The sequence below is a fragment of the Streptomyces venezuelae genome, assembly GCF_008642375.1.
In the GTDB taxonomy this organism is placed as follows: domain Bacteria; phylum Actinomycetota; class Actinomycetes; order Streptomycetales; family Streptomycetaceae; genus Streptomyces; species Streptomyces venezuelae_G.
Window position 1 is genome coordinate 1,226,862 of sequence record NZ_CP029194.1, and the last position, 24,420, is coordinate 1,251,281.

Sequence of the window (24,420 nt, forward strand, 5' to 3'; positions counted from 1 at the left end):
TCAGGCTCCCTCGGACAGGGCGCCGGCGCCGACGGGCAGGCGCAGCGCGAGCGATTCACGGTAGAGCCGCTCCAGCGGCTCGGGGAAGGCTGGTTCCGGCTGACCGGCCGGCCAGTCGGCCACGGCGCGGACGGACAGTCCGTCGAAGGCGTCCGACCGGGGACCGACGGTATGCAGCAGTCCCTTCCGGTTGATCACCTGACCGAGCAGCAGGCGGTCGACGAAGGGGAGGTGCCGGGGTGTGTCGGCCTCGGAGAGGGCCAGGTGGACGTCCGCCGGGTCGTACCCCTCCCGGCTGATGTCCATGACCGTGTGGAGGTGGTCCATGAACGGGTAGTAGAGGTCCTGGAGTTCGCGCGAGTAGCCCCAGATCACGTCGTCGCAGCGGCCGACCTGCTCCAGGCTCATCACGACGCGCCCGTCGAGGCGCCGTACGAAGAAGGCCTTGGCGGCGACGCGCACGGTGTCGTCGGCGCTGTGCATGCCGAGGAAGAGCGCCGCGTCGATGAAGTCGTCCCGGCCGGTACCGGTGTCGTCAGCGCTCATGGCGGTCCAGCACCTCCCGAAGGCGCTTCATGGCGCCGGCGAACATCTCCGGCTCGCGCGCGAGGGCCATCCGGACGAACGGCTCGCCGCGGCCCGGCTGGCTCCAGTAGAAGAACCGCCCCGGCAGGACGTAGACGCCCACCTCCCGCAGTTCCCGCTGGAGTTCGGTCGCGGTGAGGTCGGGGTGCTGGATCCTGGCCCAGGCCACGCTGGTCTTCGCGATCGGCTCCTGGTATTCGAGGATCGTGCCCTGGAGGGCCTCCTTGACGGCCGCCCGGTTGACGTCGAGGACGTCGCGGATGGACGCGAGGTCGTCCGCCTCCGAGTTCTCCACGTACTGGGTCAGCATGTTGAGGACGAACGGCGAGACGTTCAGCAGGACGCTGGTGTGGAGGTTGTACACCTCCTCCTTGATGTCGTCGCTGGCCGTGAGCATGGCCGCCTTCGCGTCCTGCACCGGCCAGGTCTTCCCGGTGTCCTCGATGGCCAGATACCGCACCCCGGACTCCTCGAGCAGTTCGTATACGTCGAACCGCGCGAGCTCCGGGTCGTAGAGGGTGAAGGAGGCGAAGCAGAAGTCGATGATCAGCAGCTTGTTGTGGTCCTTGCAGAACCGGACGACCTCCTCGAAGCCCTTGCGCCCGGAGTGCATCAGGCTGAACCCCGTGGGGTTGTTGGGGTCGACGAGGAAGAGCGCGTCGGTGCGGACCCGGCGCTTGAGCTCGGCGTAGATCCGGTCGGGGTCGTGCAGCGCCGACTCCTCGACGGGGTACAGCGGGACGCCCATGTTCGACAGGACGTCGTGCAGGTTGTCGAAGCAGGGCTCGACGAGGGTCACGGCCATGCGCTGCTGCTTGAGGTACATCGCCACGACCATCGTGGAGATGGAGGCCGCGTAGGACAGCAGTGTCTTGTTCTTGGCGAGCGCCGTGGGCTGGCGGTGGAGGCGGAAGAACGCCTCGATGAACCGCTGCTCGTAGGTGGCCTGAAGGCCCTCTTCGGCCTCGTACCAGAGCTCGGGCAGCCGCTCGACGATCTTGTGCTGGGCGGCGGACTGGCGCTGGTGGGTGTGGGCGTCGGCCAGGTTGAACTCGGTGAGCAGGGCCTGGATCTCGTGCTGCGTCAGGTCGAGGAGTGCCTGGCTGCTCAGGGTCGTGCCGGCGTGCGCGGTCATGGTTCCTCCATGCGAAGGGCATACGGGTGAGCGCGTGCGGAAGTGCCGGCGTGACGCGTGGGCGTCACGGATTTTGCTCGTCTTTTGCTACGTGTCCCGGAGGGCCGCCGCGGCTGGCCGCGCCCCCAGGGCACACGGAAGACCGTCTCGGATCGACGGTGGGGGGACTGCCTCTACGGGCAGTGGCCGAGGCGCTCAACGTCGGCTGCGATGCAATATCGGAAACCAGTTCCAGACATGTATCTCCCCCGTAAACGGACTGCGGTCCGATTGGGGGCGACTCTGCCACATGCGGCGGCGACGGGACAAGCGATCCAGAGCAGGGCATGTCGCGGCCGTCGAGGGCCGCATCAGGGCCCCTGCCCGTAAACTGCGCAGACGCCACCCGGCCCCCCACCGGGACCCCCACGGAGCGTGAACCGAGAGGCCCCCCAGGTGCAGCACGTTTCGCCGGACAGCTGTCCCCTCGCCGCCCCCGAGGCGCCACCGGAGCGGTCGGACGCCGCACGCAACCGGCTGCGCATCCTGGCCGCGGCCCAGGCGCTCTTCGACACCCACGGGGTCGAGAGTGTGTCCATGGACCGCATCGCGGCGGAGGCGGGCGTGGGCAAGGGCACGCTCTTCCGCAGGTTCGGGAGCAAGGCGGGCCTCGCGGCCGCCCTTCTGGACACCCAGGACAGCCGGCTCCAGGAGCGCATCCTCTTCGGCCCGCCCCCGCTGGGCCCCGACGCACCGGCCGCCGACCGGATCCTGGCGTTCTTCGACGCGTACCTGGACCTCGTGGACGACAACCTGGAGCTGCTGAGGCTCTCCGAGACGGCCGCGCCGGGCGCGCGCTACCGGATAGGTTCGTACGGCTTCTGGCGCGTCCACCTGGCACTGATGCTCCGGGAGGCCTGCCCGGACCTCGACGCGGACTGCACGGCCCACCTGCTGCTCGCGCCGCTGGACTCCGACCTCCAGCACGCCCTGCGCCAGGGGCAGTTCAGCCCCGAACGCATCAGAAGCACGCTGCTCACGCTGGTGAAACGAGTCATCGCCGGCTGACACGGCCCTGCGGCCACGCGCGGGCGCGCGCAAGCGCCCCGGCGCGCAGCGGTGCGCGCCGGGTCACACCGCGCACGCCTGCGCACGCCGGGTACGCCGAAGGCGCCCCGGTGCGGGCATGTGCGCCGCACCGGGGCTCCCGTGAGAGCGGGTCAGCTCTCCCTGATCGCCTCGAACTCGAGGGACAGCTCGATCTCCTTGGAGACGAGGATGCCGCCGGATTCCAGGACCATGTTCCAGGTCAGACCCCAGTCCTCACGGTTGACCTTGCCGTGGGCGGAGAAGACCGTGCGGTCGTTGCCCCACGGGTCGCGCGCGTAGCCGAGGTAGTCCACCGCGAGTGTCACCGGACGGGTGACGTCCTTGATGGTCAGGTCCCCGACGAGCGTGCCGCGCTTGCCGTCCCACGTCACCGAGGTGGACGCGAAGGTGGCCTTCGGGTACTTCTCCACGTCGAAGAGGTCCGCGGAGCGCAGGTGCTCGTCGCGCGTGGCGTCACCGCTGTCGACGCTCGCCACGTCGATGACCGCGGTGACCTTGCTGTCCTCCGGCCGCTCACCGATGACGAGGGTGGCCTCGACTCCGGTGAAGCGCCCGCGGACCTTCGTCAGCATGAAGTGACGCCCGACGAAGCCGACCTCGGCGTGACCGGGGTCGATCTTCCACGGGCCGGCGGCGGGCAGTTCCACGCCGTCGACGGTACGGGTCGGTGCAGTGGTCATGTCCGTGCGCTCCTTCGGTCAGGCGACGGACTCGGTCGGCAGACCCGCCTCGACCCAGTCGTCCTTGCCCTCGTAGTACTCGTACACGTTGGTGTAGCCCAGCTCGACCAGACGGTCGGCCGCGATGCCCGAGTTGGGGCAGGGGCTGTTGGCGCAGTAGACGGCGATCTCGGCGTCCTTGTCCGGCAGCAGCGACGGGGCGAGCTCGTCCACCTGGTCGTGCGGCAGGTTGAGCGCTCCGGGCAGATGCTTGTCGTTGTAGTACTGCGCCGGCAGCGCCTCGAGCACCGTCACCAGGTTCTCGTCGATCTTCTTCTTGAGCTCGTCACGCGAGATCCGCTGAGCCATGGCTGTTCTCCTTCATGAGGAAATAGTCCGTGCGTCTGCACACACTCTAATAGTCCGTGCGTGCGCACACAAGCTATACTTCTCGTCATGGTCATGAGAGAAGGTGAGTACCGGGTCGAAGCGTGGCGAGCCCTGCTGCTGGCCCACAACGCCGCCGTGCGCGCCATCGAGAGCGATGTGCAGCGCAACGGCCGGATTCCGCTCACTTGGTACGACGTGCTCCTGGAGCTCCGCGGCGCCGGCGAGCAAGGCCTGCGCATGCAGGAGGTCGCCGAGCGCGTGGTGCTCAGCAGGACGCGGGTGAGCCGGCTCGTCGACGAGATGGCCCGCTCCGGCCTCGTGACCAAGGAGCCCGACGCCACGGACAAGCGCGTGACCTGGGCGGTCATCACCGACGAGGGCCGCTCCGCCCTGCGCGCGACCGCACCGGCCTATATGCGCGGCATCCGGGAGCACTTCGGCCGGTACCTCACGGACGAGGAGGCCGCCGTGATCACGACGGCGCTCCTGCGCGTGGCGCACTCGGGCGACGACATCCAGCTGGGCTGAGCCCGGGGTCCTACGGGGCCGAGCGCCGGCCCTGCTGCGACATGACGAGCCGCACGTTCCGCAGGCGCGCCTCGGTGTTCGTGTGCGCGGCCCTGGCCGCGATGCGCCCGCCCCTCGCGGCCTTCTCGGCCCCGGGGCCCGGCGGTACGGGATGGGGCTGACCGGGATACGGCTGCTGCGGGAGGTACGACCCGGGGTACTGCTGCCCGGGGTACTGCTGTCCCGGGTGCTGCTGGGGGAACGGCGCCCCCGGAGGCAGAGCCGTCGGCACGGCCGCGGGCATCGACGGGGGCACCTGCGCCGTAAGGCCCTGCACCGCCGCCTGGGCCTCCTCCACGAGGACCGTCTCCAGCGCCTGGCCGAATCCGAGCCCCACGGCGTACGCGTCGGCCTTGAACTCGGCCCGGCGGTGGAGCCAGGCGACGAGCAGCGGACCGGCCGCCACCGGAAGGACGAACCACCAGTACCCCTGCACGAACGTGAAGACGAAGAGGAACTGGACGATCATCAGGGTGAGGCAGCCCCCGCAGGCGATGCCGGCCCAGTGCTTCGTCCGGAAGAGGACGAAGAGAAGAACGACAATGGCCCGTCCGGCCGCCCGAGCCGGCAGGGCGTACCAGTCGGCCAGCATCGCCGCCCAGGTGTGACCGCCCACGTGGTGGCCGAGCTCGTGCGCGAGCACGGCACCGAGACGGGAGTTGGGCAGCCGGTCCATCGCGTGCCGGGTGACGGCGACGATGTGCCCGGCGGCGGCCGTCGCGTTCAGCTCGGTGCGCTCCTGGATCCAGAGCTCGTACGTCTCCCGGTCCACGCCCGCGCGCCGCGTCACCTGCTCCCACACCAGGTCCAGCCGCTGCTCCTCCTCGGGGGTGGGCCTGCGCATGCCGAACAGGCGCCGGGCGATGGCCGATTCGACCTTGCGGTGGAAGACCAGCGGCCCGGAGAGCAGCCAGACCACCGGCACGACCACCGCGAGGACGGGGTTGACCAGGGCGGACAGGAAGACGACGACGCCCAGACTGATGACCCCGATGGGCAGCGTCACCAGAAGGTGGGACAACGCGGCTCCGTCGATCCCCCGCTGTACGGACTTCACCATCCGGCGACCTTGGTCCAGGGCCAGGTCGTCATGGGAGGCGGCGGCCGGCGCCAGGTCTCCCCCTGACCGGGGCGCGGGCACCGCGGGCGACAAGCCCTCGACACCGTGCGGCGACGGCGCCTCGTCCCGTAAGGCGGTCCGTACGTCCGCGGGGTACGAGGGCACGGCGGCACCCGCGGGGGCGGAGGGCGGGACCGCCTCGGGATAGGCGGGGGGTGCCGAGTCGCCCGGGCAGGCGGGGGGTGCCGCATCACCCGGGTAGGCGGGCGGGGGGATCTCTCCCGGGCACGCGGGAGGAGCGTCGTTCAGTGGGGCGGACGTGGACTCACCGGGGTACGCGGGTGCGGGATCGCCCGGGTACGGGGGCGCGCCGCCGTCCAGCGGGTACTCGGGCGGGGCAGTCTCCCCTGGGTACGGGGGCGCGGCCGTCTCTGCCGGGTAGGCCGGCGGACCGGGCTCGCCCGGATACGCGGGCGCGGTCACCTCCCCGGGGGAGGCCGGAGCCATGGGATCCCCCGGGGGCGCCGGCGCAGCCGTCTCCCCCGGGTACGCCGGCGGCGTGGGCGATGCCGGGGTCTCGCCCGGGTAGGGCGGGGCTGATTCCCGCTCGCCCGGGTACGGGGGCGGGGCCTGCCCTCCCGGGTAGTGCGGTGGCGGGACCTCCTCCCCCGGGTAGTGCGGTGGCGGGACTTCCTCCCCCGGATACGGAGGCGGCGGGACTTCCTCCCCCGGGTACGGCGGTGGTGGGACGTCCTCGTGGTCGGGCATGGCGATGTGTCTCCTGACGGTTGTGCGTGACGAATCGGCGACGGCGTCGTCCGCCCGCGCGGCGGCGCCGCCGTCTCAGCCGGCGAGCAGCGCGCCGGGCAGCAGGACCAGGGCGACCGTGAACCCGGCGATGCCCACCCGCAGCCAGGCGTACTTGATCGAGACGATCCGGCTGTTCTCCAAGAGCGAGGCGACGACCGCGGCCCTCGGCGCACGGTCGGTCTCCCGCAGCGCCTCCTCCAGGACGTCCTGTCCTCGACGGGCCGCGCCACGGATGTCCGCGAAGTGGGTGAGGGGGTCGCCGGGCTGCCAGCCGACGGTCCGGTAGCGGGGTACGACGGCCATGAGCAGGGCCGTGAGCGAGACGAGGAAGCACGCGGCCCCCGCCCACCACAGCACCTGGCCGAGACCCGAGAGGTCGGTGGGGTGCCAGCCGCGCGCGGCGAGCACGCCGACGAGCGCGGCGGCGGCCATGCCCTGCGCCGCCACCAGGATGGAGCCCTTGGTGTCGGCGCGGACCGCCTCCTGCCGGAGTTCGCCCAGGAGCCGCTCGGCCGCGCCCGGCGACAGGTGCGGGGCCCGCTGATCCGCTCCGGTACCCCCTTCGGGAGCCGGCGTACTCATCGGGGCGGCTGCGGAGGCGTGCGGTAGCCGAAGACCGGCCCGTCCTCCGGCGGGGGCGGGGCCGACGCGGTCTCGGGCGCCCCGGGTACCCGGTCCTCGACGGGGGCGGCGGCCGGGGCCCCGGCCCCCTCGACCGCTGCCGCGTCGACCGCGGGCTGCGACTGTGCGGGGCCCGGGGTCAGCTTCGCCCCCAGGACCTCCTTGATGACGTTCGCCGCGAGTCGGCGGGGCTCGTCCATCTGGTGTTCCTCCAGCCCGCCCGGGCCGCCGCCGAGCGCCTGGATGGCGACCGTCAGCTGGTTCTTCATCGCCAGCAACTGGTCCTGGCGCAGGTTCTCCATCACGAGCCGGGCGTCCTCGGGGTGCCGGGCCAGCTGGAAGGCCATCGCGGCCGGGCCGCCGCGCTCCAGGTAGTAGGCGTAGTACTCGATCTTCTTGGCCTCGATCTCCTGGAGCTCCAGCTCCTGCCGCCCGCGGGCGAGGTTGCGCTCGTGGTCGAGCTCCTGCTGCTGGAAGTCGATGCGGTGCTGCTGCCGGCCCTGGACGAGCGCGCGCTCCGCGGCCAGTTCGTCCTCCCGCATGAGCAGGGCGTGCTGCGGTTCGAGTTTCTCGCGCGCGAACGCGATCTCGCGCATCTGGCGTTCCTGTTCGAGGGCCGCCTCGTCCCGGCGGATCTGGAGGCCGCAGCGGACGTCGAGTCCGGCTCGTACGCCCAGCGGCCCGGCGGCCTCGACGGCCTTGCGGGCGTGGGACTCGGCCGCCGCGCTCTCCTCCATGTCGAAGCCCCGGAGCACGGGCCGGACGGCGTCCTCGACGAGGCGCTGCACCATGGCCGGGACGTTCCGCTCGCCGCTCGCCACGAAGGCGGCCGGGTCGACGACCTGCCAGGTGCAGCTCAGGGTCACCTCGAACAGGAAGGCGTCGCGCCGGCTGGGGACGGCGAGGAGGGTGGCGGCCTCGTGCCGGCCCATGTCCACCTCGTACACGCTGGTCCAGCGCTTGGTGGCGAGTTCCGTACGGCTCGGCCGGCTCGGCGGCAGATAGGTGTCGCGGCTTCCCTGGGCCGTCGTGAACACGAGGGCGTGGTCGATGCGCGTGGCGCGCAGCGGCTTGAAGCGGGACAGCTCCTGGATCGTGACCACCGGGTCGACGAGTGCGGTGTGGCGGTTCGCGTCCTGCTGCCACTGGGGCGGCTGGCTCATCATGGTGACGTGGCTCCTTGGGACCGTTCTGGTGGCGTGCGCACGAAGCTCACGCCGGGGGTATACGGCGGTGGTGTACGGCTGTGGTGTACGGCTGTGGCTTGCACCGGTGGTGTACGCGGCGGGTGCGCGCCGGGGATCCGCGCCCGGGCACTACGCCGGGGACGGACGCCGGGCATGGGCGTCCGCGAGCGGCGGCCCGGACACCAGGACGAGGGCGCGCAACCGGAGGGCGACGGAGGGCGGGGTCGATTCGCCCGCGCTCCGCAGGTTCTCCAGAAGGTAGACGAGCCGCTTGTGGTCCTCGGTGGAGACCGCGAGCAGGGGCAGCAGCTCGGCCAGCGCGGCCTCGGCGCCCCGGTCGTCCTCGGCGGCACGGACCCATTGACGCAGGGTGTTGAGCCCGGACGCCGAGCACACGGGGTCGTTGAGGACTCCGCGCAACAGGGCGGCGAGGGCGTGCCGCAGGACCGCTCCGTCCGTGCCGGGTGTCGCATCGGCCCGGGCGAACAGGTCGAGCAGCAGGGCGCGTCCCGTGCCGGCGGGCCCGTCGGTGGGTCCGCCGGCGTGGACCGTGGCACGCAGGACGAAGTCCCTCGTCGTGCCGCGCAGTTGGGGCGGGAGCGCGCTCCACAGGCGGGCGACGGTGTCCCAGTCGTCTCGCGCTGCCGCCTCCTGTCCCGCCGCGAGCAGCAGGGCCGCGGCCGACTGGGCGAGGTCGTCGCGTTCGTTCGACCAGCCCTGGCCGGGCCCGCCTCGGCCCTCCAGGCCCCGTACGGCCTCGGTGAGCGCGGCGAGCGCCTCCTCGGGGAAGGCGTCCCCGACCAGGGCGTAGCCGCGTACGGCCGTCCAGCGGAGCCGGTGGTCGGGGGCGACGCACCACTCCGCGAGGATGCGGGAGACGTGCGGGGCGCCCAAGTGGTGGGCGAGGGCCAGGGCGTTGGCTGCCGCGAGGCGGGCGCGCAGCCGGCGGTCCGCCGCCCAGGAGCGGATGAGGAGGGCCATCGCGGACGGCAGGTCGGCCGCGGCCATGACGGCGGCGGTGGCGGCGGCGCGGGTGCGGACGACGGGCCGGGGGTCGTCGGCGAGGCGACGGAGCCACGCGACGAGCGCGGGCCGGGCGGAGGGGTGGCCCGTCCAGACCTCGCGCAGCAGGGTGATGGCGGTCAGCCGGTCCCTGAACTGCACCTTCGTCTGGAGCACCGGACCCCACTCGGTCTCCTCCGGCTCCTGGTAGCGGTCGGCGAGCGCCTGCTCGACGCGCTGGGCGCTGGAGGTGCCGAAGACGGGGATGCGGGCCGGCTCCCCGGGGTTCTCGATGCGCTGGAGGAGAGCGAAGAGGACGTCGCTCAGTTCGGCGGTGAGGGGGTAGGGCGCCTCGTCGAAGGTGGCGAGGGCGATGAGGAAGGCCTTGTCGTGCAGGCTGTGGTCCGCGCTGTCGAACCACTCCCTGACCTGGCGTTCGGCGGCGTAGTGGCCGAACGCGCCGAGCTCGGCCAAGGACACGGTGCCCCGCGCGTGGCCGGCGACGCGTTCGGCGAAGCGGGCCGTGTCGGCGACGGGCCGGTGGTGGGCGAGGACGGCCCGTACCTCGGCGAGGGCGAGGAGTTCGTCGACGCTCCGCCCTGCCAGGTCCTTGTGCCGGAGGTGTCCGGCGAGCAGGGCCGCGGGCTCGGGCGGCTCCCAGGGGACCGGGCTCAGGCTGCCGTGGACGACGGGATGGGGTCCGACGACCACGACGAGGTGGCCGCCGGTGGCGTGGAGCCGCTCGCTGAGGGCGCGGATGTGGTGCTCGCGCAGGGGGCGTTCGGCGGTGGTGGCGAAGTCGGCGACGAGGTGTCCGCAGCCTTCGCGGAGCTCTCCGGCGAGCCGGCCCGGCGGGAGCGCCGGGTCGAGGGCCCGGTAGGAGCGGGAGCCGACGGCGCGGAGCAGCATGAGGGCGGCGGCGCGGCGGCCCGTGGTGGCGGGTCCGGAGAGGATGGCGACGCGGTGTTCCCGGAGTCCGGCGAGGGCGAGGGCGAAGGGGCTGCCGGGCTGCCACGGTTCGTGGGGTAAGTCCCCGTCGTGGCCGTCACCGGCCGGGACACCCGGGGCGGCCGCACCGTCGTACGCCGCCCCCGGCTCCCCCGCGGTCACGGGGTGGACGAAGTTCCGTGCGAGCGCTTCGACTTCGGAGACGGGGATCTCTCCCGAGCGTTCCTCGGTGTCGCCGCCGAGGTGGTACTCCACCTTGCTGCCGCCGAGGATGACGTCTCCGGTGACCTGGCCGCCGCTCACGCCGTGCTGGTCGCCGCCGACGAGGGAGCCGCCGACGCGGGCGGAGTGGCCGAGCATGATGCCGGGGCTGTGCCGGTAGAGGTCACGGCGGGAGTCCCAGGCGTACTCCGTCTCGTTCTCGGTGTCCGCCGGGTCCTCGGTGGCGGTGGCCGCGTCGCCGGTCCCCTCCGCGGTGTGCGGGTCCGCCTCGGCCCGCTCGGGGTACGGCCCCTGACCGTCCGGGCCGTCCTGGTGCTCCTGGGGTGTGGTCACGACCGGCTCCCGTCGGCGGTGTCGTCCGCGGCGCGGGTGCCGCCGAGCACGACGTCTCCGGTGACCTGACCGCCGCTCACGCCGTGCTGGTCGCCGCCGACGAGGGAGCCGTGGATCACGGGCGCCCCGCCGTGGAAGTGGAAGACGGCTCCGGCGGACGGCTGCTGCGGAGCCGGAGCCGCGGGCGGAGCGGCGGCAGGAGCTGCGGCGGGGGGTTCGGCGGGAGCCTCCGCGGTCCGAGAGGTCTGAGCTGTCCGGGACGTCTGAGCGGTCCGAGAGGTCCCGGCGGGCTCGGCCGCCCCCGCGGCCTCGACACCCCGGCCCGGCGCGGCGCCCTGGTGGATCCAGGCGGACAGCACCCCGTCCTTCACGATGACGTCCGCCCGCCGGAAGAGCTCCGGTCGTACCCCTCGGTGGCCGTGCCGCACCACGCCCTCGTAGACCGGTGCGCTCACCGCGAGGACGCAGTGCTCGTCCCCGCGCTCGGCGAGCGCGGACCGCAGGACGTCCGCGTCGAGCAGCCGACAGGCCTGGTTGAGGTCGTGGCCGACGAGTCCGCCGGTCGTCCCGGCGTGCGGGTCGTGGGCGACCTCGCCGGCGGCGAGGACGATCCTCATCCGCATCTGGGCGCTCTCCGAGGCCAGCAGGTTGTGCTCGTGCAGGAGTTCGGGGGTCGTGGTCAGCAGCGACCGCAGGATCACGGTCTTCGCCACGTCCCCGCTGAGCAGCACGATCAGACCGTCCCCCCGGTCCTCGCGGTACTGCTGGGTGGCCTCGACGCCGGCGGCTTCGAGCGTCTGGTCCACGATCTTGTTGAAGGTGCGCCGCAGGACGGCCTGCACCACGTCGTCGCGACGGCTGAACCGCTCGACGTCGATCAGCAGGATGGTCCGGTTGACAGGCTCGCGCATGGCCGCCTTCCGCTCGTTGCTCGGCCCGCTCGGGGCCTTCTGGACATCAAGAAGATGTCAGGGGAGGGGGGTTCGAGGCGACGGAACCTAGCACAATCGCCATGTGACCGTGTACACAGAACGGATCTCGCGCCGGCCGGTCCGTCGGCTCCGGTCAGCCGTTCCCCGAACGCGCCATCTGCCGCAGTGCGTCCGGCCGTACGACGACGATCCCGCGCCGTCCGGTCCGCACGATGCCCCGCTCCCGTAACTGCTTGAGCAGGCGCGCGACCGCCTCGCGCGAGGCCCCGACCGAGCCCGCGAGCTCACTCTGGCTGAGCCCTGCGGTGAGCTGGACGCCGTCCTCCGACTCCTCGCCGTGGGTGCGGATCAGTTCGAGGAGGAGCAGGGCGAGCCGCTCCTGCACGGCGAGCGAGGCGAACTGCACGCGCCGCCGGTCGCTGTCGCGCGTGCGGTCGGCGGTCAGCGCGAGCAACTTACGGGCGATGGAGGGCCGTTCGTCGAGCATGGCGCCGAACCGCTCGGCATCGACGGCGAGTGCCTCGACGGCTTCGAGCGCGGTGACGGTCGCGCCGCGCGGCCGGCCGCTGAGGAGGGCCTGTTCGCCGACGATGTCGCCGGGCCCCCGGAGCGCGAGGAGCGCCTCGTATCCGTTGGGCGCGGCCGAGGTCACCTTGGCCCACCCCGAGAGGATCACGAGGACGTGGGTCGAGGGCTCGTGCTCGCGGAGCAGCACCTGCCGTGCGGGGAAGGCGAGATGGCCGCCGCAGCGGAAGAGCGCGTGCCGGTCCTCGGTGTCCAGGCGTGCCACGAAGGGGACTTGGTCCTCGAACTGCGTCAACTGTCTCTCCCGGCTGCCTCTTCGGGCCGTACACGGCCCGGACGATCAGCCGGGAGGTTAGCGCATCACCGCCCAGGCGGGACCGCGTCAGGTCGAGGGTTCGATTCCCCAGGCGGCGGCCCGGGCCGCGGCGGCCGCGCGGTTGGGGAGATCCAGTTTGGCGAGGATGTGCTCGATGTGGGTGCCCACGGTGCGCGGGGTGATGAACAGGCGTTCGGCGATCTCCCGGTTGGTGCGGCCCGCGGTCAGCTCGGCGAGCACCTGGAGCTCCCGGGGGGAGAGCCCGCCCGACCGCGGGCGGTCGCGGGCGTCGACGGCGGCGGCGAGGGCCTCGGTGAGCAGGGTGACCACGGCGCGCGCCGGATCGGGCGTGCGCCGTGGTCCACGGGTGCTGACGTTGAGCATGCCGACGTACCGGCCGTCGGCGGCGAAGAGGCACTGGGCCACGCCGTCCTCGATCCCCAGGGGGCTCAGCACCTCCTGGAAGCCCGGCGACACGTCGAGGAGCTGCCGGGGCACGTCCCTGAGCCAGAGCCCGCCCCGGTCCGGGCCGCGGAGCACGGGGAACACCGGGTCGCGGTGGAGGCGGGTCTCGATGTAGACCGTGGCGTCGTCCGGGTAGCTCCCGGCCAGGGTGGTGTGGCGCCGGCGCAGGGGGTCCCACCGGGCCAGGGAGGCGTGGTCGTACTCCATCACCTCGGACAGGGCCGCCAGGACCGTGTCGACGCCGGTCGCGCCGCTGGTGGCGCTCCTCGCGGCCTCACGGACGTGGACGGCCGCGTCCAGGATGTCCGCCGTGGTCCGTTCCGCTGCCATCCCTCCAGGATGATCATCCGCCCGGAATACGTCAATCGCGCAGGGTGTCGTGCACGACACGTCCGTCGACGACGGTGAGGACGACGGGCATCCCGGGGATGTCGTGCGGGTCGGCGGTGAGCAGGTCCCCGTCGAGCACGCAGAGGTCGGCGGCCTTGCCCGGCTCCAGGGAGCCCTTCCAGTCGTCGGCGAAGTCCTGCCAGGCGGCGTCGATCGTGTACGTACGGATCGCCTCGGCCAGTCCGATGCGCTGCTCGGGGCCGCTGACCCGGCCGGTGGCCTTCGACTCGCGCAGCATCATGGTGGCGACGCCCTGGCGCCAGTCCGGGTGGGTGACGGGGGCGTCGGAGCCGCTCGCGACGCGCACGCCGGCGTCGAGGGCGTCTCGGTAGGGCCACGCGTAGGCGGCGCGTCCGGTGCCGACGAACTCCTCCTCCATGTCGGCGACGGTCCACTTGATGGTGGGGTTCATGTTGACGCCGAAGCCGTGCGCGGCGAGCACCTTCATGCTGTGGGCGGTGAGGAAGTCGCCGTGGATGGCGTAGTGGCGGGCATCGGGCCTCGGGTGCTCGGCCACGGCCGCGGCGAAGGCCTCCACGACGGTGTCGCCGGCCCGGTCGCCGGTGACGTGGACGCCGAGCTGGTGTCCGGCGGCGTGGGCGTACCGGATCATGGCGCCGATCTCGGCGATCCGCTCGGCGTCGGTCTCGCCGCCGACGCAGAGGGAGCCGCAGCCGCCGCCGACGTACGGCTCGTGCATCCAGGCCGTCCTGTTGGGGACGATGCCGTCGCCGAAGATCTTGACGCCGTGGATCGTGAGGCGGCGCGGATCGGCCTCGCCGGAGGCTTCGGGGCCCGCGAGGCCGCCGGGACCGCCGAGGGCGTCGAGGCCTCGCGCGAACTCCTCCGCCGTGCTCGCCATGCCGGTGGGCAGGAGCAGGACGCCGACGCGGGCGGTCAGTTCGCCGTCTGCGAGCAGTCGGCGGTAGACGTCGAGGGTCTCCCCGCCGAGTGCGCCCCGCATGATGCCGTCGCCGCCGGGGCCGAGCCCGGGCTCGGTGTAGCTGGTCACGCCGAGCCGGGCGAGCGTGGCGAGGGTCGACCTGATCGCGTCGGTCCGCTCCTGGCGGCTGAGCGGCGGCAGCGCGTTCTGGACGAGGGCCTGGGCGCCCTCGTGGAGCAGCCCGGTCGGCTCCCCCGCCTCGTCCACGACGATGGCCCCGCCGGGCGGTGCGACGGTGTCCCGGTCGATCCCGATGAGGTCCAGCGCCTTGGAGTTGACCCAGGTGGCGTGCCCGGAGAAGGAGTACAGGACGACGGGGTGGTCCGGGCTGACGGCGTCGAGGTCGTGGAGCGAGGGCTGCCGCGAGGGGTCGGTGACGCACTCGTCGAGATAGCCGGTGTCCCAGCCGTGCCCGGTGATCCACTGCCCGTCCGGGACCCGTCCGACGGCCTCGCGGACGACCTCGGCCACATCCACGAGGGAGGACACGGCGGGGTGGGCGACGTCGAGGGAGAGCGGCGGGCTCGCCATGCCGAAGGCGCATCCGTGCAGGTGGGAGTCGTTGATCCCGGGAAGGAGCGTCGCCCCCCGCAGGTCGACGACGCGGGTGGCGGGCCCGATGAACGGCGCCATGTCGTCCCGTCCGCCGACGGCGCTGATGATCCCGCCGGTCACCGCCAGGGCCGAGGCGACGGAGAACTCCGCGTCGACCGTGACCACCCGTCCACCGACAAACACCAGATCCGCGTACGTGTCCACAGAAGTTCCTTTCCCACCCGGGCGCGCACCTGGGCGGCCCGTAAACGATCTCCCGAGGACTATGGCCGCGACCCGGTGACCGGCACATCGGTCATCTCACCGATACGCCGGCGTCGCGGCGCACCGGCCGGCACCCGTCGCATCACCGGCCGGCAGGGTTTCGTCCTGATCCGGGGCCGGTACCGCGCGACCGGTGACGAGCCGGCGGGAGGCGCCCTTCCACCGTCTTCCTCGCGCCGTACGGAGACCCGGCCGACCCCGCCCAGGGCCCCCGCGTCCGCGTCACCTGCGCCGCGGAGGGGCTCCGCTGAGTCGACCCGGTCCGCCCCCGAATCGACCGGGCCGACGGGGCCGACGGGGCCGACGGGGCCGACGGGCTCAGAGTGCTCCGACGATGTCCTCGACGCGGGCCTTCGCGTCGCCGAAGAGCATCGAGGTGTTCTCCTTGAAGAACAGCGGGTTCTGGACGCCCGCGTAACCCGAGGCCATCGACCGCTTGAAGACGATGACCTTGCCGGCCTCCCAGACCGTGAGCACCGGCATGCCGGCGAGCGGGCTGGACGGGTCCTCCGCCCCGGCCGGGTTGACCGTGTCGTTGGCTCCGATCACGAGGACGACGTCTGTCTCGGCGAAGTCGTCGTTGATCTCGTCCATCTCCAGGACGATGTCGTACGGCACCTTGGCCTCGGCGAGGAGGACGTTCATGTGGCCGGGCAGGCGGCCGGCGACCGGGTGGATGCCGAAACGTACGTCGACGCCCTTCGCGCGCAGCTTCGAGGTGAGTTCGGCGACCGGGTACTGCGCCTGGGCGACGGCCATGCCGTACCCGGGCGTGATGACCACGGTGCGGGCGGACCCGAGCAGCTCGGCGGCGGTCTCGGCGGTGATCTCCGTGTGCTCGCCGTAGTCGACGTCCGAGCCCGACGGCGCCTCGATACCGAAGCCGCCGGCGATGACGGAGAGGAAGGAGCGGTTCATCGCCTTGCACATGATGTAGCTCAGGTAGGCACCGGAGGAGCCGACCAGCGCGCCGGTGATGATCAGCAGGTCGTTGCCGAGGAGGAAGCCCGAGGCGGCCGCGGCCCAGCCGGAGTAGCTGTTGAGCATGGAGACGACGACCGGCATGTCGCCGCCGCCGATCGAGGCCACGAGGTGCCAGCCGAGCGCCAGCGCCACGACGGTCACGGTGATCAGCAGCCACAGCTCCGGCGTGATCACGAACCACACCGTCAGGGCGACGAACAGGCCCAGCGCACCGAGGTTCAGGACGTTCTTGCCCGGCAGCATCAGCGGCTTGGAGCTGATCTTCGCGGCGAGCTTCAGGTACGCCACGATGGAACCGGTGAAGGTCACGGCGCCGATGAACAGTCCGATGAACACCTCGGCGTGGTGGATGCCCAGGGTGCCGAGCGCGTCCAGGGCCCGGGCCTCGTGGCCGTCCGGGTGGTTCTCGACCTCCAGGAAGCCGTTCCAGCTGACCAGGACGGCCGCGAGACCGACGAAGGAGTGCAGCAGCGCGATCAGTTCGGGCATGCCGGTCATCTCGACGCCGCGGGCCCGCTGGAGGCCGATCAGCGCGCCGATCAGCATCGCGACGCCCATCAGGGCGAGGCCGGCGGTGCTGACGTCGCCGTCGACCGCGAGCACGACCGTCGCGACGAGCGCGACGCCCATGCCGAGCATGCCGAAGGCGTTGCCGAGGCGTGCCGTCTCGTGCTTGGAGAGTCCCGCCAGCGCCAGGATGAACAGCAGCGCGGCGACAAGGTAGGCCGCCTGAGCGGCGATGGTCGCAGACATGTCAGCTCCGGTTGAACATCGCGAGCATGCGACGCGTCACCGCGAAGCCGCCGAAGACATTGATACTGGCCAGCAGGATCGCCACGGCCGACAGGACCGTGACCGCCGCGCTTCCGTGCCCGATCTGGAGCAGCGCGCCGACGACGATGATCCCGGAGATCGCGTTCGTCACCGACATCAGCGGTGTGTGCAGCGCGTGGTGCACATAGCCGATCACGTAGTAGCCGATGACGATCGCGAGGACGAAGACCGTCACATGCGGCAGCAGCGCCGCCGGCGCGAACCCTGCGGCGAGGAACAGCGCCAGGGCGGCGACGGCCACGCCGCCGAACTTCTGCTTCGCCGTCATGGGCGGCTTCTTCGGCGCCGGCTCGCGCACGGCCGTCGCGGGTACGGTGGCCGGGGCGGCCGAGACCTGGACCGGCGGGGGCGGCCAGGCCGACTCGCCCTTGCGCACGACGGTGATCGAGCGCTGCACCGGGTCGTCCCAGTCGAGGACGAGGCGGGCGTCCTTGTCCGGTGTCATCAGCTTCAGCAGGTTGACCAGGTTCGTGCCGTACATCTGCGAGGCCTGCGCGGGCAGCCGGCCCGCGAGGTCGGTGTAGCCGATGATCGTCACGCCGTTCTCCGTGACGGTCTTCTCGCCCTTCACCGTGCCCACGACGTTGCCGCCGTTCGCGGCCGCCATGTCGACGATCACCGAGCCCGGTTTCATGCTCGCCACCATCTCCGCGGTGACCAGCGTCGGCGCGGGGCGGCCCGGGATCAGGGCGGTGGTGATGACGATGTCGACCTCGCGGCACTGCGCGGCGTACAGCTCCACCTCGCGCGCCTTGTAGTCGTCGCCCATCTCCTTGGCGTAGCCGGTCTTCGATACCTCGACCTCGGCGGACTCGATCGACAGGTACTCACCGCCCAGCGAGCGGACCTGGTCGGCGACCTCGGGCCGCGGGTCGGTCGCCCGCACGATGGCGCCGAGCGAGCCCGCCGCGCCGATCGCCGCGAGACCGGCGACGCCGGCGCCCGCGACGAGCACCCTCGCCGGGGGCACCTTGCCCGCCGCCGTCACCTGGCCGGTGAAGAACCGCCCGAACTCGTGCGCCGCCTCGACGACGGCCCGGTATCCGGCGATGTTCGCCATGGACGACAGGACGTCCATCGACTGCGCCCGGCTGATACGGGGCACGGCGTCCATCGACAGCACGGTGAAGGGCCGCCGGCCCAGCTCCTCGACCATCGCGGGGTCGAAGGCCGGCGCGAAGAGGGCGATCACCGTCGCCTCCGGCCGCACCCGGTCGAGCTGGGCCGGGGCCGGGGCGTTGACCCCCAGCACCACGTCCTCGGCCGCCGCGTCGCCGATGGTCGCACCGGCGGCCTCGTAGGCGCTGTCGGTGAAGCCGGCCGCGACGCCCGCGCCCGGGTCGACGACCACGTCGTACCCCAGTTTGCGGATCTGTTCGATCGTGGCCGGCGTCGCCGACACCCGATTCTCACCTGCCCGCGCTTCCTTGAGGACTCCGACAATCACGAGCGTTCTCCGTTCGCTGCTGTTCAGACGAGAAGCGGGGGACTCATTCCACCGTGTTCCTGAATTATTCCGCCTCGAACACGCACGTGGCTTGAGCCCACGGTTCCCTGCCGAACGGGCAGCAGCCCTCGCCCTCGCGGAGAGGACACGATGACGGCGGCGGGTGGGCGTCCCCGGGGAAGGCCGTTCCCGGGGGTTCCGTCAGAACGCGAAGACCGCGCCCGCCGCCGTGCGGGCCCGCAGTTCGCACGGGTTGCCGTAGGTCGCCGACCAGCTCACGCGCCGGCCCTGCCAGACCCCGTCACCGGTGACCGTGACCGGGTTCCACTCACGCGTACAGGAGCGGCCTTCCCGTAAGTCCGTCAGGTGCGCGAAGTCACCGTCCGCGGCCGCCAGTTCCGCACAGGCCGCCTCCGGCGCGGGGTGACTGCCGGAGGAGGTCGGGGCGCAGGTCAGGGTGACCGCGCGGACGACGGTGTCGGACGACGTGTCCGCGCCCTCGCCGATGGTCAGCACGAGCGCCGACGGAGCGTAGAGGCTCTCGGGCGCCGCCGTGGCGGTGCCGGTGAAGGCGGCTCCGACGAGTGCGAGACCGGTCGCGGTGGCGAACGCGGTGGCGCCGAGAGTACGGAAGTAGCGCACGGGGGTGTCCCTTCGCGGGTGACGGGGGTGATGCGAGCCGATCGGCTGCGCACCGGAGTCTTGTCGACGCGGAGGGTGATCGCACACGCGGTCGCACCTTTCCGGCCGTGGCCCCCGACAGGCCCCTACCGACTGGTCGTTCGGGCAGTTGGGAGGCGGTGCCGCGACACTTCACCCCGCCCCCTTGGACCCGGACGTCACAGGCGGTCCAAGCTCGAACGATCCGCTGACCTGCGCCGTCACGGAAAGACGTTCGAGATTGGACCGCCCGTACCCACTCATGATCGTCCGGAACCCAAGGCCCCGGTACGGTCCGGCCCGGCCCCCCGGCCCCGGCCCCGGCCGGACAGAAACGGGTCAGTGCTCGCAGAGGGAGAATTCCCGCTCGTAGAGCTGCTCGTTGTGTTCGTCGACGAAGAACTTGCGCTCCTGCATGAGCTGTTCGCGGAAGTCCTTGGCCTGCTCGAACGTCATGGTCGAGGTGTCGGCCCACGGCTGCTGCGGCGGCACGTCGGATGTCGAGACGATCTTCTCCGACGGGTCGACCAGGAAGAACGCGAGGATCTTGCGGTGCCCCGAACGGGTGGGGTCCACGAGGCGGAACGAGCCGACGCGGTGCTGCAGGACGTTCGGGAACGCCAGGCAGCGTCCCGCCGGTGTCGACGCCGAGCCGAGCATCTGGTTCAGCGCGTCCTCGTCCTCCAGGCCGTAGACCTCACGCAGACCGTTGTCGTCGTTCTGCTCGTAGTCCGGGTCGTCGAGCGCCGCCCGGAAGCTCAGCCGGCTCTCGGTGATGTTCTCGCTGTCCCAGTAGTAGATGCCGGTCGACACGATCCGCTCGTTCAGCATCCCCTCGACGTGCCAGGAACCGCCCGCGTACTCGGGCTTGTCCGGGGTGAGATGGATGGTCGCGAGCTTGACGATGACCTGCAGCCCGCGGCCGCGCAGATCGACCCGGGCGGATGCGTCGGGCGACTCGGGCGGGGTGAAGACCGGGGCGTCCGGAACGACCGGACGGCGGTTCTCCCACCATTCGTCCTGGGCCTCTCCCCAGAGATGAACGGCCTCCATGAAGGCCCCTTCGTCGCTGAAGGAGGACTTCTCCGGATACTTCGGCTCCGAGTCGTACCACCCGTAGGGATCGGCCTTGATCCGCAGGGGCCGCGGATGGCGCAGATCGGTGAGTACGTTCTCCAGCAGCGGGCGCATGCGCGCGAACAAGTCCGGGAGGACGGCGGCCAGTTCGTGATGGTTCTCGGGGTGGACGTTGTTGACGTACGAACGGAAGGCGACCTCGCCGTCGTCACTGACGTCGACGTCCGTCGGCAGCCACTGGAACTTCTCCGAGAACTCGTACTTCGCGTACCGGTCCGCCTGGTTGCTCCAAGCCCGCTCGGGCCCGCCGCTCACCTCTCTCACCAGGCAGAACAGCGACGGATGCACCAGATCCAGCACCTGACCGCCGGATCCGGGATGCCAGTCCCGCTCCGCTTCGGGGACCTCTTCCAGAACCCGGACCGCCTCGCTCAGCCGGGACGTGAGCTTGTCGTCGACCAGGGAGTCCGACTGCCACACCCCGTCGACGGCGGACACCTCGACACCCGTGTCGCCGTCCCGCAGCGCGGCATAGTGCACGAGTTCGGCGAGCACATAGCGAACCTGCGCCTCGGTGAGGCCCTGGGCGACCGCTTCCGCCGTCCATCTGGCGGCGATGTCGGCATCGTTCATCTTCTCGAACCACCCCGGCTTCGCCCGGATGTGCGCGCTGCACTGCATCATCTGAAGCTCCCGCAGCGTTCGAGGTGTCGCGAACGCTGTACGGGAGGTGTGGAAGGGCAGCGGGAAAGCAGACAGGCCGGTCAATTCTCGTGGTCCCTACAGTCGGTGTGCGGTGGCCGGAAGAATAGCCCAGCGGTCTGACACCGCAGCCGTGCTGCCCTTCCGCCGGTTCGCCCCCCCCTGGCGTCTGCCACTGCCCCGGCTCTACCGCTTCACGCGGCTGCGGACCGCGAGCACCGTGAGGCCGATCAAAGCGGGTTCGAGGATGCGGGAGCTCATCTCGATGTACGTTCCGGCGGTGGTCAGGTCCTGGCCGGAGGAGCGGAACACGACGGAATTGATGACCACCCTCAGGGCCTTCTCGAACCGCTCGTCCGACAGGCGCCGGCGGTACGGGCCTTCCGGATTGACGGGCTCCGCCTTGTCCGCGGTCAGGGTGATGCTGGTGCCGGTGACCTGCCCGGTGCTCCGCGGTTTGGGGTCGTTCTTCGGTACGCCCCACACCATCATCGCCAGTACGGTCGCGGTCATGGCCAGCAGCAGCCAGCAGACGGCGCGAGTCGCCCGCAGGCCGTATCCGGAGGCCGCCCAGTACAGCAGCAGGAGGGCCCGTTCGCCCCAGGGCGATCGGCGGTCGTGGCGCCGCATCTCCATCTCGCCGTAGTAGAAGTCGGCCGCTCCGGGCTCGTTCTTCCCGTCCTCGAGGGCCTTGCGCAGCTGACGGTAGACCGGTGCCAGGGCCGCGGGTTCGCGTACGTCGGTGCCCGCGGGTGCCGACGTCCAGCCGCCCGTGTACCGCTCGGCGGCGCGCCAGTGGTGTTCCTCGATCAGGGTCCTGCGGCGGGTCCAGTGCACGGGCAGCCATCGACGGAGGCGTACTCCCGGGGGCGCTTCGGGGAGGGGGCAATGCCCTTCCAGTCTCAGCTGGTCGAGGTGCACGGTCTCCACGAACAGGCAGTCGGTCAGGTCGACGTCCGCGAGCAGCAGGTGTGCGGCGTCGGCCCCCCGGAGGGAGGTGACGCGCACCCGGGAGGCGGTGAGACCGGTCTCGTCCGGCTGTGTGCCGTCGTCCGTGACGAACGGCCGGGAACGGCCCGCGACGCTCACCGGGAACTCCAGGACGGCGTCCTCGAGGTCCACGTCGGCATGACGGAGCCGGAGCGCCGCCGTGGATGCCCATCGTGTCCGGCGGCAGCGCAGATGCTTCGTCGCCGCCTCGATCGTCACCGCGGACTGGAAGACGGCCTCGGACAGGTCGAGCAGTCCCGGGAAGACCAGAGGTCCCAGTTGCGCCGTGCGCAGGAAGGTCGCCTTCCGGAAGACGACGTCACCCAGTATCTCCGTCCGGTGGAACTCCGCGTCTCCCCCGATCGTCACGTCGCGGAACCCCGCACCGAGCTCGAAGTGCGCGTCGTTGAAGGAGACGTCCTGCCCCAGCCTGGCCCCGCCGAAGTCGGCGGTGTCCTGGAACACCGCCCCGTCGAACCACGCCTTCCGGGCGATGCCCGCCTTCGCGAACGAGACCTCGCGGTGGAACACCGTCCCGTCGAACCAGCCTTCGCCCGCGACGTCCACCCCGGTGAACCCGGCCAATTCCTGGAATGCGACGCCGGTGAACTCGGCGTTCCCGCCGGTGGTCAGCCCGTCGAAGACCGCGCGGCCGCCGACCTCCGCCACCTGGAAATGCAGGGCGGCACCGAGGGTGGCCCGGCGGAACCAGACTCCGGCACGCATGTCCGATCCTTCGAACCGGAAGTCTTCCGCGACCACCGTCTCCCCGAAGCGGGCGTCCGCCCCGAAGCGGGTCGCACGGAAGCAGACGCCGCCGTCGAAGCGCGCTCCTCCGAAGGACGCCTCATCGGCGAAGTCGACCTGGTCGAACAGCACGTCCCCGCTGAACTGCGCCTCGTCGAAATCGGCACGACCCACGAGGTGCCGGCCGCTCGCCGGGTCCCGAAGGGCGGCGAGGAGTTCGTCCAGAAGGGCCTGCGTGAAGGGCGTGCCCCGGTGGTCCAGGTCCGCGCCGGGGGACAGCGCGGCGTGGTGCGCTGCGCGCTGGGCGGCGTCGAGGTGCGCCAGGCACGCCGTGTGGGGTTCGGTCCTGCGTCCGCGGCACCGGCCCGTGGCGTCGAGGTGGTCGCACTGCGGCCAGTCGGGCCCCTCGGTCGCCGCGGCATTCGACGGCATGGCAATCGACGGCGTGACGTTCGGAGCCGTGGCGATCGGAGCCGTGGCGATCGACGGCGTGGCGTCGGGTGGCGTGGCGATGTCTGCGCTCCTTCGGCTGCGGGTGGCGACTCAGCGGGCGAAGAGGGTCACGACTTTGCGGTCGGCCCGGTGCGGTCCGTCCGCCATGGCCTGCACCACCCATTTCCCCGGGCCGGCTTCCAGTTCCGCCCGGAACAGGTCCGACCCGGTCGCGGTGAAGACGACCGGCTGCTTGCCCGGCCGCCCGACGCGCCACCACTCCGCGCGCACGTTCCGCTCCTGGAGGCCGGTGCCCACGACGGAGACCTTGAACGGTTCGCCGGCGAGTGCCGTGTCGGGGGCGAAGAGGGAGATCTGTTCGTCTCCGGCGAGCATGCCGCCCGGCGGATCGCCTTTCCGGATGGCGGTGAGGATCTCCCCGACAGCGGCGGCGCTCGCCAGGTCGGCGTGCCGGCACTCGATCCAGCGCATGGCCGTCTCGTCCTGGAGGGCCCAGTCCGCGACGGCCGAATCCTCGGGAACGGTTCCGTCGCCGGGCGCGACGAGGGTGTCATCGGGCCGTGTGACCAACCGTGCTCCGTCGGAGGAGAGTTGCACGGTCCGTACGGTGGGGAACGCCCGGCTGCCCACCACATGGACCTCGTAGGGGAGGCGGCCGTCGGTGTCGGTGTGGCGATGCGCCTCGCGCGCCTCCCGGAAGTGCCGGTCCAGGGACAGGGCGTCCTCGACCAGGGCGGTGGGCAGATCGGGAACGGGATACCGCCGGTCGTCGACGGTGCGGGACCGGCTCTTCCCTTCGACGCGCACCGCTTCGTAGACCGGCAGGAGCTGGGCCACCGACGGCAGCGTGAGGGCGAGGTCGCGCAAGGCCTCGTTCAGCGGTCCGGCAGTCCCGCCCGGAGCCTCGTCGTCCCCGACCGCGTGGCCGGTCAGGAGCCGGACGGCCTGCGCCAGGCCCCGCTGGGGCGTCCCCAGCGTGACCAGTGCGCGGGTGGTCTCCCGCCCGCCCGCGCACTCCAGGTAGTGGCGTCCGATCAGCCCTCCCGTGGAGTGGCAGACGAGCAGGACCTTCGGGTCGTCCGGGCGGTCCGGGTAGTACCGGTCGACCTGCTCGCACCATCGGGCGAGCTCCCGCTGGACCCGTGTCCTCAGCAGCCCGGCGACGAGGCGGTGGGACAGGCGCCAGTCGTACGGGAAGGGGACGTACTGGTCCTCGACGGGATCGCCGAGCGCGGCGCGCAGGTCCGGATACCCCATGCAGGAGAGGAGCCCGGGCATCGCGTCCGGTACGGTCAGCAGCTCGTCCGCCGCCAGCCGGAACCGCTCGTCGGGCAGCGCGTCGCCGAGGCCCGCGGGGAGGGCCAGTTCGGCCAGGGCCGGCGCGGAAGTTCCGGGACCGAGCAGGGCGTCACCTCCCTCGCCCCAGACGTCCCTGCCGTCCCTGCGCAGCCTGGTGCCGAGAAAGCCCGGTACGAAAACCACGAGGTCGTGCTCCAACGTGTCCTCCTCGATCCTGTGTGCGGTACGG

20 protein-coding genes are annotated in these 24,420 nt (G+C 71.8%); 2 read left to right on the plus strand and 18 right to left on the minus strand.

Going from position 1 to position 24,420, the window contains the following annotated elements:
- Entirely contained in the window at positions 1–546 is a 546-nt protein-coding gene (locus DEJ46_RS05325) for a DUF6190 family protein (protein WP_150264409.1), read from the minus strand.
- The gene (locus DEJ46_RS05330; RefSeq protein WP_150264410.1) at positions 536–1,720 is read right to left on the minus strand and encodes an aminotransferase class I/II-fold pyridoxal phosphate-dependent enzyme; all 1,185 of its coding nucleotides are present in this window, start codon (positions 1,718–1,720) and stop codon (positions 536–538) included. Before DEJ46_RS05330 ends, DEJ46_RS05325 begins: the two co-directional genes overlap by 11 nt.
- 435 nt (positions 1,721–2,155) lie before the next feature.
- Here DEJ46_RS05330 and DEJ46_RS05335 point away from each other — a divergent pair, with 435 nt between their 5' ends.
- On the plus strand, positions 2,156–2,767 hold the full coding sequence (locus DEJ46_RS05335; protein WP_150264411.1) for a TetR/AcrR family transcriptional regulator: 612 nt from the start codon (positions 2,156–2,158) through the stop codon (positions 2,765–2,767).
- A 152-nt stretch (positions 2,768–2,919) separates the two neighbouring features.
- On the opposite strand, the gene DEJ46_RS05340 is transcribed toward DEJ46_RS05335, so the two are convergent.
- Complete coding sequence (locus DEJ46_RS05340) at positions 2,920–3,489, minus strand: YceI family protein (protein WP_150264412.1); 570 nt, start codon at positions 3,487–3,489, stop codon at positions 2,920–2,922.
- Between the two features lie 18 nt (positions 3,490–3,507).
- Positions 3,508–3,837 carry a rhodanese-like domain-containing protein gene (locus DEJ46_RS05345; protein WP_150264413.1) on the minus strand — a complete coding sequence of 110 codons (330 nt, stop codon included), beginning with the start codon at positions 3,835–3,837 and terminating at the stop codon, positions 3,508–3,510.
- A gap of 87 nt (positions 3,838–3,924) precedes the next feature.
- Between DEJ46_RS05345 and DEJ46_RS05350 the strand changes: the two genes are divergently transcribed.
- Entirely contained in the window at positions 3,925–4,386 is a 462-nt protein-coding gene (locus tag DEJ46_RS05350; RefSeq protein ID WP_150264414.1) for a MarR family winged helix-turn-helix transcriptional regulator, read from the plus strand.
- Between the two features lie 10 nt (positions 4,387–4,396).
- Here DEJ46_RS05350 and DEJ46_RS39025 read toward each other — a convergent pair whose 3' ends face one another.
- The 14 genes from DEJ46_RS39025 to DEJ46_RS05420 form a co-directional block, all read right to left on the minus strand.
- Entirely contained in the window at positions 4,397–5,650 is a 1,254-nt protein-coding gene (locus DEJ46_RS39025) for a M48 family metalloprotease (protein ID WP_190622448.1), read from the minus strand.
- Positions 5,651–6,328: 678 nt separating this feature from the next.
- Positions 6,329–6,877, minus strand: coding sequence for a Pycsar system effector family protein (locus tag DEJ46_RS05360; protein WP_223834520.1), 549 nt, complete (start codon positions 6,875–6,877; stop codon positions 6,329–6,331).
- Positions 6,874–8,082 (minus strand): PE-PGRS family protein, encoded by a 1,209-nt coding sequence (locus DEJ46_RS05365; protein WP_150264415.1) that lies wholly within the window; start codon positions 8,080–8,082, stop codon positions 6,874–6,876. The genes DEJ46_RS05360 and DEJ46_RS05365 overlap by 4 nt, the downstream gene beginning before the upstream one ends.
- A 150-nt stretch (positions 8,083–8,232) precedes the next feature.
- Positions 8,233–10,608 carry a hypothetical protein gene (locus DEJ46_RS05370; RefSeq protein ID WP_150264416.1) on the minus strand — a complete coding sequence of 792 codons (2,376 nt, stop codon included), beginning with the start codon at positions 10,606–10,608 and terminating at the stop codon, positions 8,233–8,235.
- Complete coding sequence (locus tag DEJ46_RS05375) at positions 10,605–11,519, minus strand: hypothetical protein (protein ID WP_150264417.1); 915 nt, start codon at positions 11,517–11,519, stop codon at positions 10,605–10,607. The genes DEJ46_RS05370 and DEJ46_RS05375 overlap by 4 nt, the downstream gene beginning before the upstream one ends.
- Before the next feature lie 154 nt (positions 11,520–11,673).
- Complete coding sequence (locus DEJ46_RS05380) at positions 11,674–12,360, minus strand: Crp/Fnr family transcriptional regulator (RefSeq protein WP_150264418.1); 687 nt, start codon at positions 12,358–12,360, stop codon at positions 11,674–11,676.
- An 87-nt stretch (positions 12,361–12,447) separates the two neighbouring features.
- Positions 12,448–13,176: a helix-turn-helix transcriptional regulator gene (locus DEJ46_RS05385; RefSeq protein ID WP_150264419.1), complete on the minus strand. Its 729-nt coding sequence runs from the start codon at positions 13,174–13,176 to the stop codon at positions 12,448–12,450.
- A gap of 31 nt (positions 13,177–13,207) precedes the next feature.
- Positions 13,208–14,938, minus strand: coding sequence for an amidohydrolase (locus DEJ46_RS05390; RefSeq protein ID WP_150264420.1), 1,731 nt, complete (start codon positions 14,936–14,938; stop codon positions 13,208–13,210).
- A gap of 378 nt (positions 14,939–15,316) precedes the next feature.
- Complete coding sequence (pntB, locus tag DEJ46_RS05395) at positions 15,317–16,735, minus strand: Re/Si-specific NAD(P)(+) transhydrogenase subunit beta (RefSeq protein WP_150264421.1); 1,419 nt, start codon at positions 16,733–16,735, stop codon at positions 15,317–15,319.
- A 1-nt stretch (position 16,736) separates the two neighbouring features.
- Positions 16,737–18,263: a Re/Si-specific NAD(P)(+) transhydrogenase subunit alpha gene (locus DEJ46_RS05400; RefSeq protein WP_150264422.1), complete on the minus strand. Its 1,527-nt coding sequence runs from the start codon at positions 18,261–18,263 to the stop codon at positions 16,737–16,739.
- A gap of 201 nt (positions 18,264–18,464) precedes the next feature.
- Complete coding sequence (locus tag DEJ46_RS05405) at positions 18,465–18,905, minus strand: subtilase-type protease inhibitor (protein WP_150264423.1); 441 nt, start codon at positions 18,903–18,905, stop codon at positions 18,465–18,467.
- 357 nt (positions 18,906–19,262) lie between these two features.
- Entirely contained in the window at positions 19,263–20,768 is a 1,506-nt protein-coding gene (locus tag DEJ46_RS05410) for a DUF4246 domain-containing protein (RefSeq protein ID WP_150264424.1), read from the minus strand.
- Between the two features lie 120 nt (positions 20,769–20,888).
- Positions 20,889–22,871: a pentapeptide repeat-containing protein gene (locus tag DEJ46_RS05415; RefSeq protein ID WP_150264425.1), complete on the minus strand. Its 1,983-nt coding sequence runs from the start codon at positions 22,869–22,871 to the stop codon at positions 20,889–20,891.
- Positions 22,872–22,982: 111 nt separating this feature from the next.
- Complete coding sequence (locus tag DEJ46_RS05420) at positions 22,983–24,389, minus strand: hypothetical protein (protein ID WP_150264426.1); 1,407 nt, start codon at positions 24,387–24,389, stop codon at positions 22,983–22,985.
- Positions 24,390–24,420 lie beyond the last annotated feature (31 nt).

Excerpts from the sequence above, each read along its gene's own strand:
- DEJ46_RS05375 (WP_150264417.1), bottom strand. The coding sequence starts at position 11,519 with ATGCGCGAGCCTGTCAACCGGACCATCCTGCTGATCGACGTCGAGCGG.
- DEJ46_RS05345 (WP_150264413.1), bottom strand. The coding sequence starts at position 3,837 with ATGGCTCAGCGGATCTCGCGTGACGAGCTCAAGAAGAAGATCGACGAG.
- pntB (WP_150264421.1), bottom strand. The coding sequence starts at position 16,735 with ATGTCTGCGACCATCGCCGCTCAGGCGGCCTACCTTGTCGCCGCGCTG.
- DEJ46_RS05330 (WP_150264410.1), bottom strand. The coding sequence starts at position 1,720 with ATGACCGCGCACGCCGGCACGACCCTGAGCAGCCAGGCACTCCTCGAC.
- DEJ46_RS05360 (WP_223834520.1), bottom strand. The coding sequence starts at position 6,877 with ATGAGTACGCCGGCTCCCGAAGGGGGTACCGGAGCGGATCAGCGGGCC.
- DEJ46_RS05350 (WP_150264414.1), top strand. The coding sequence starts at position 3,925 with ATGGTCATGAGAGAAGGTGAGTACCGGGTCGAAGCGTGGCGAGCCCTG.
- DEJ46_RS05340 (WP_150264412.1), bottom strand. The coding sequence starts at position 3,489 with ATGACCACTGCACCGACCCGTACCGTCGACGGCGTGGAACTGCCCGCC.
- DEJ46_RS05325 (WP_150264409.1), bottom strand. The coding sequence starts at position 546 with ATGAGCGCTGACGACACCGGTACCGGCCGGGACGACTTCATCGACGCG.
- DEJ46_RS05385 (WP_150264419.1), bottom strand. The coding sequence starts at position 13,176 with ATGGCAGCGGAACGGACCACGGCGGACATCCTGGACGCGGCCGTCCAC.
- DEJ46_RS05415 (WP_150264425.1), bottom strand. The coding sequence starts at position 22,871 with ATGCCGTCGAATGCCGCGGCGACCGAGGGGCCCGACTGGCCGCAGTGC.
- DEJ46_RS05365 (WP_150264415.1), bottom strand. The coding sequence starts at position 8,082 with ATGATGAGCCAGCCGCCCCAGTGGCAGCAGGACGCGAACCGCCACACC.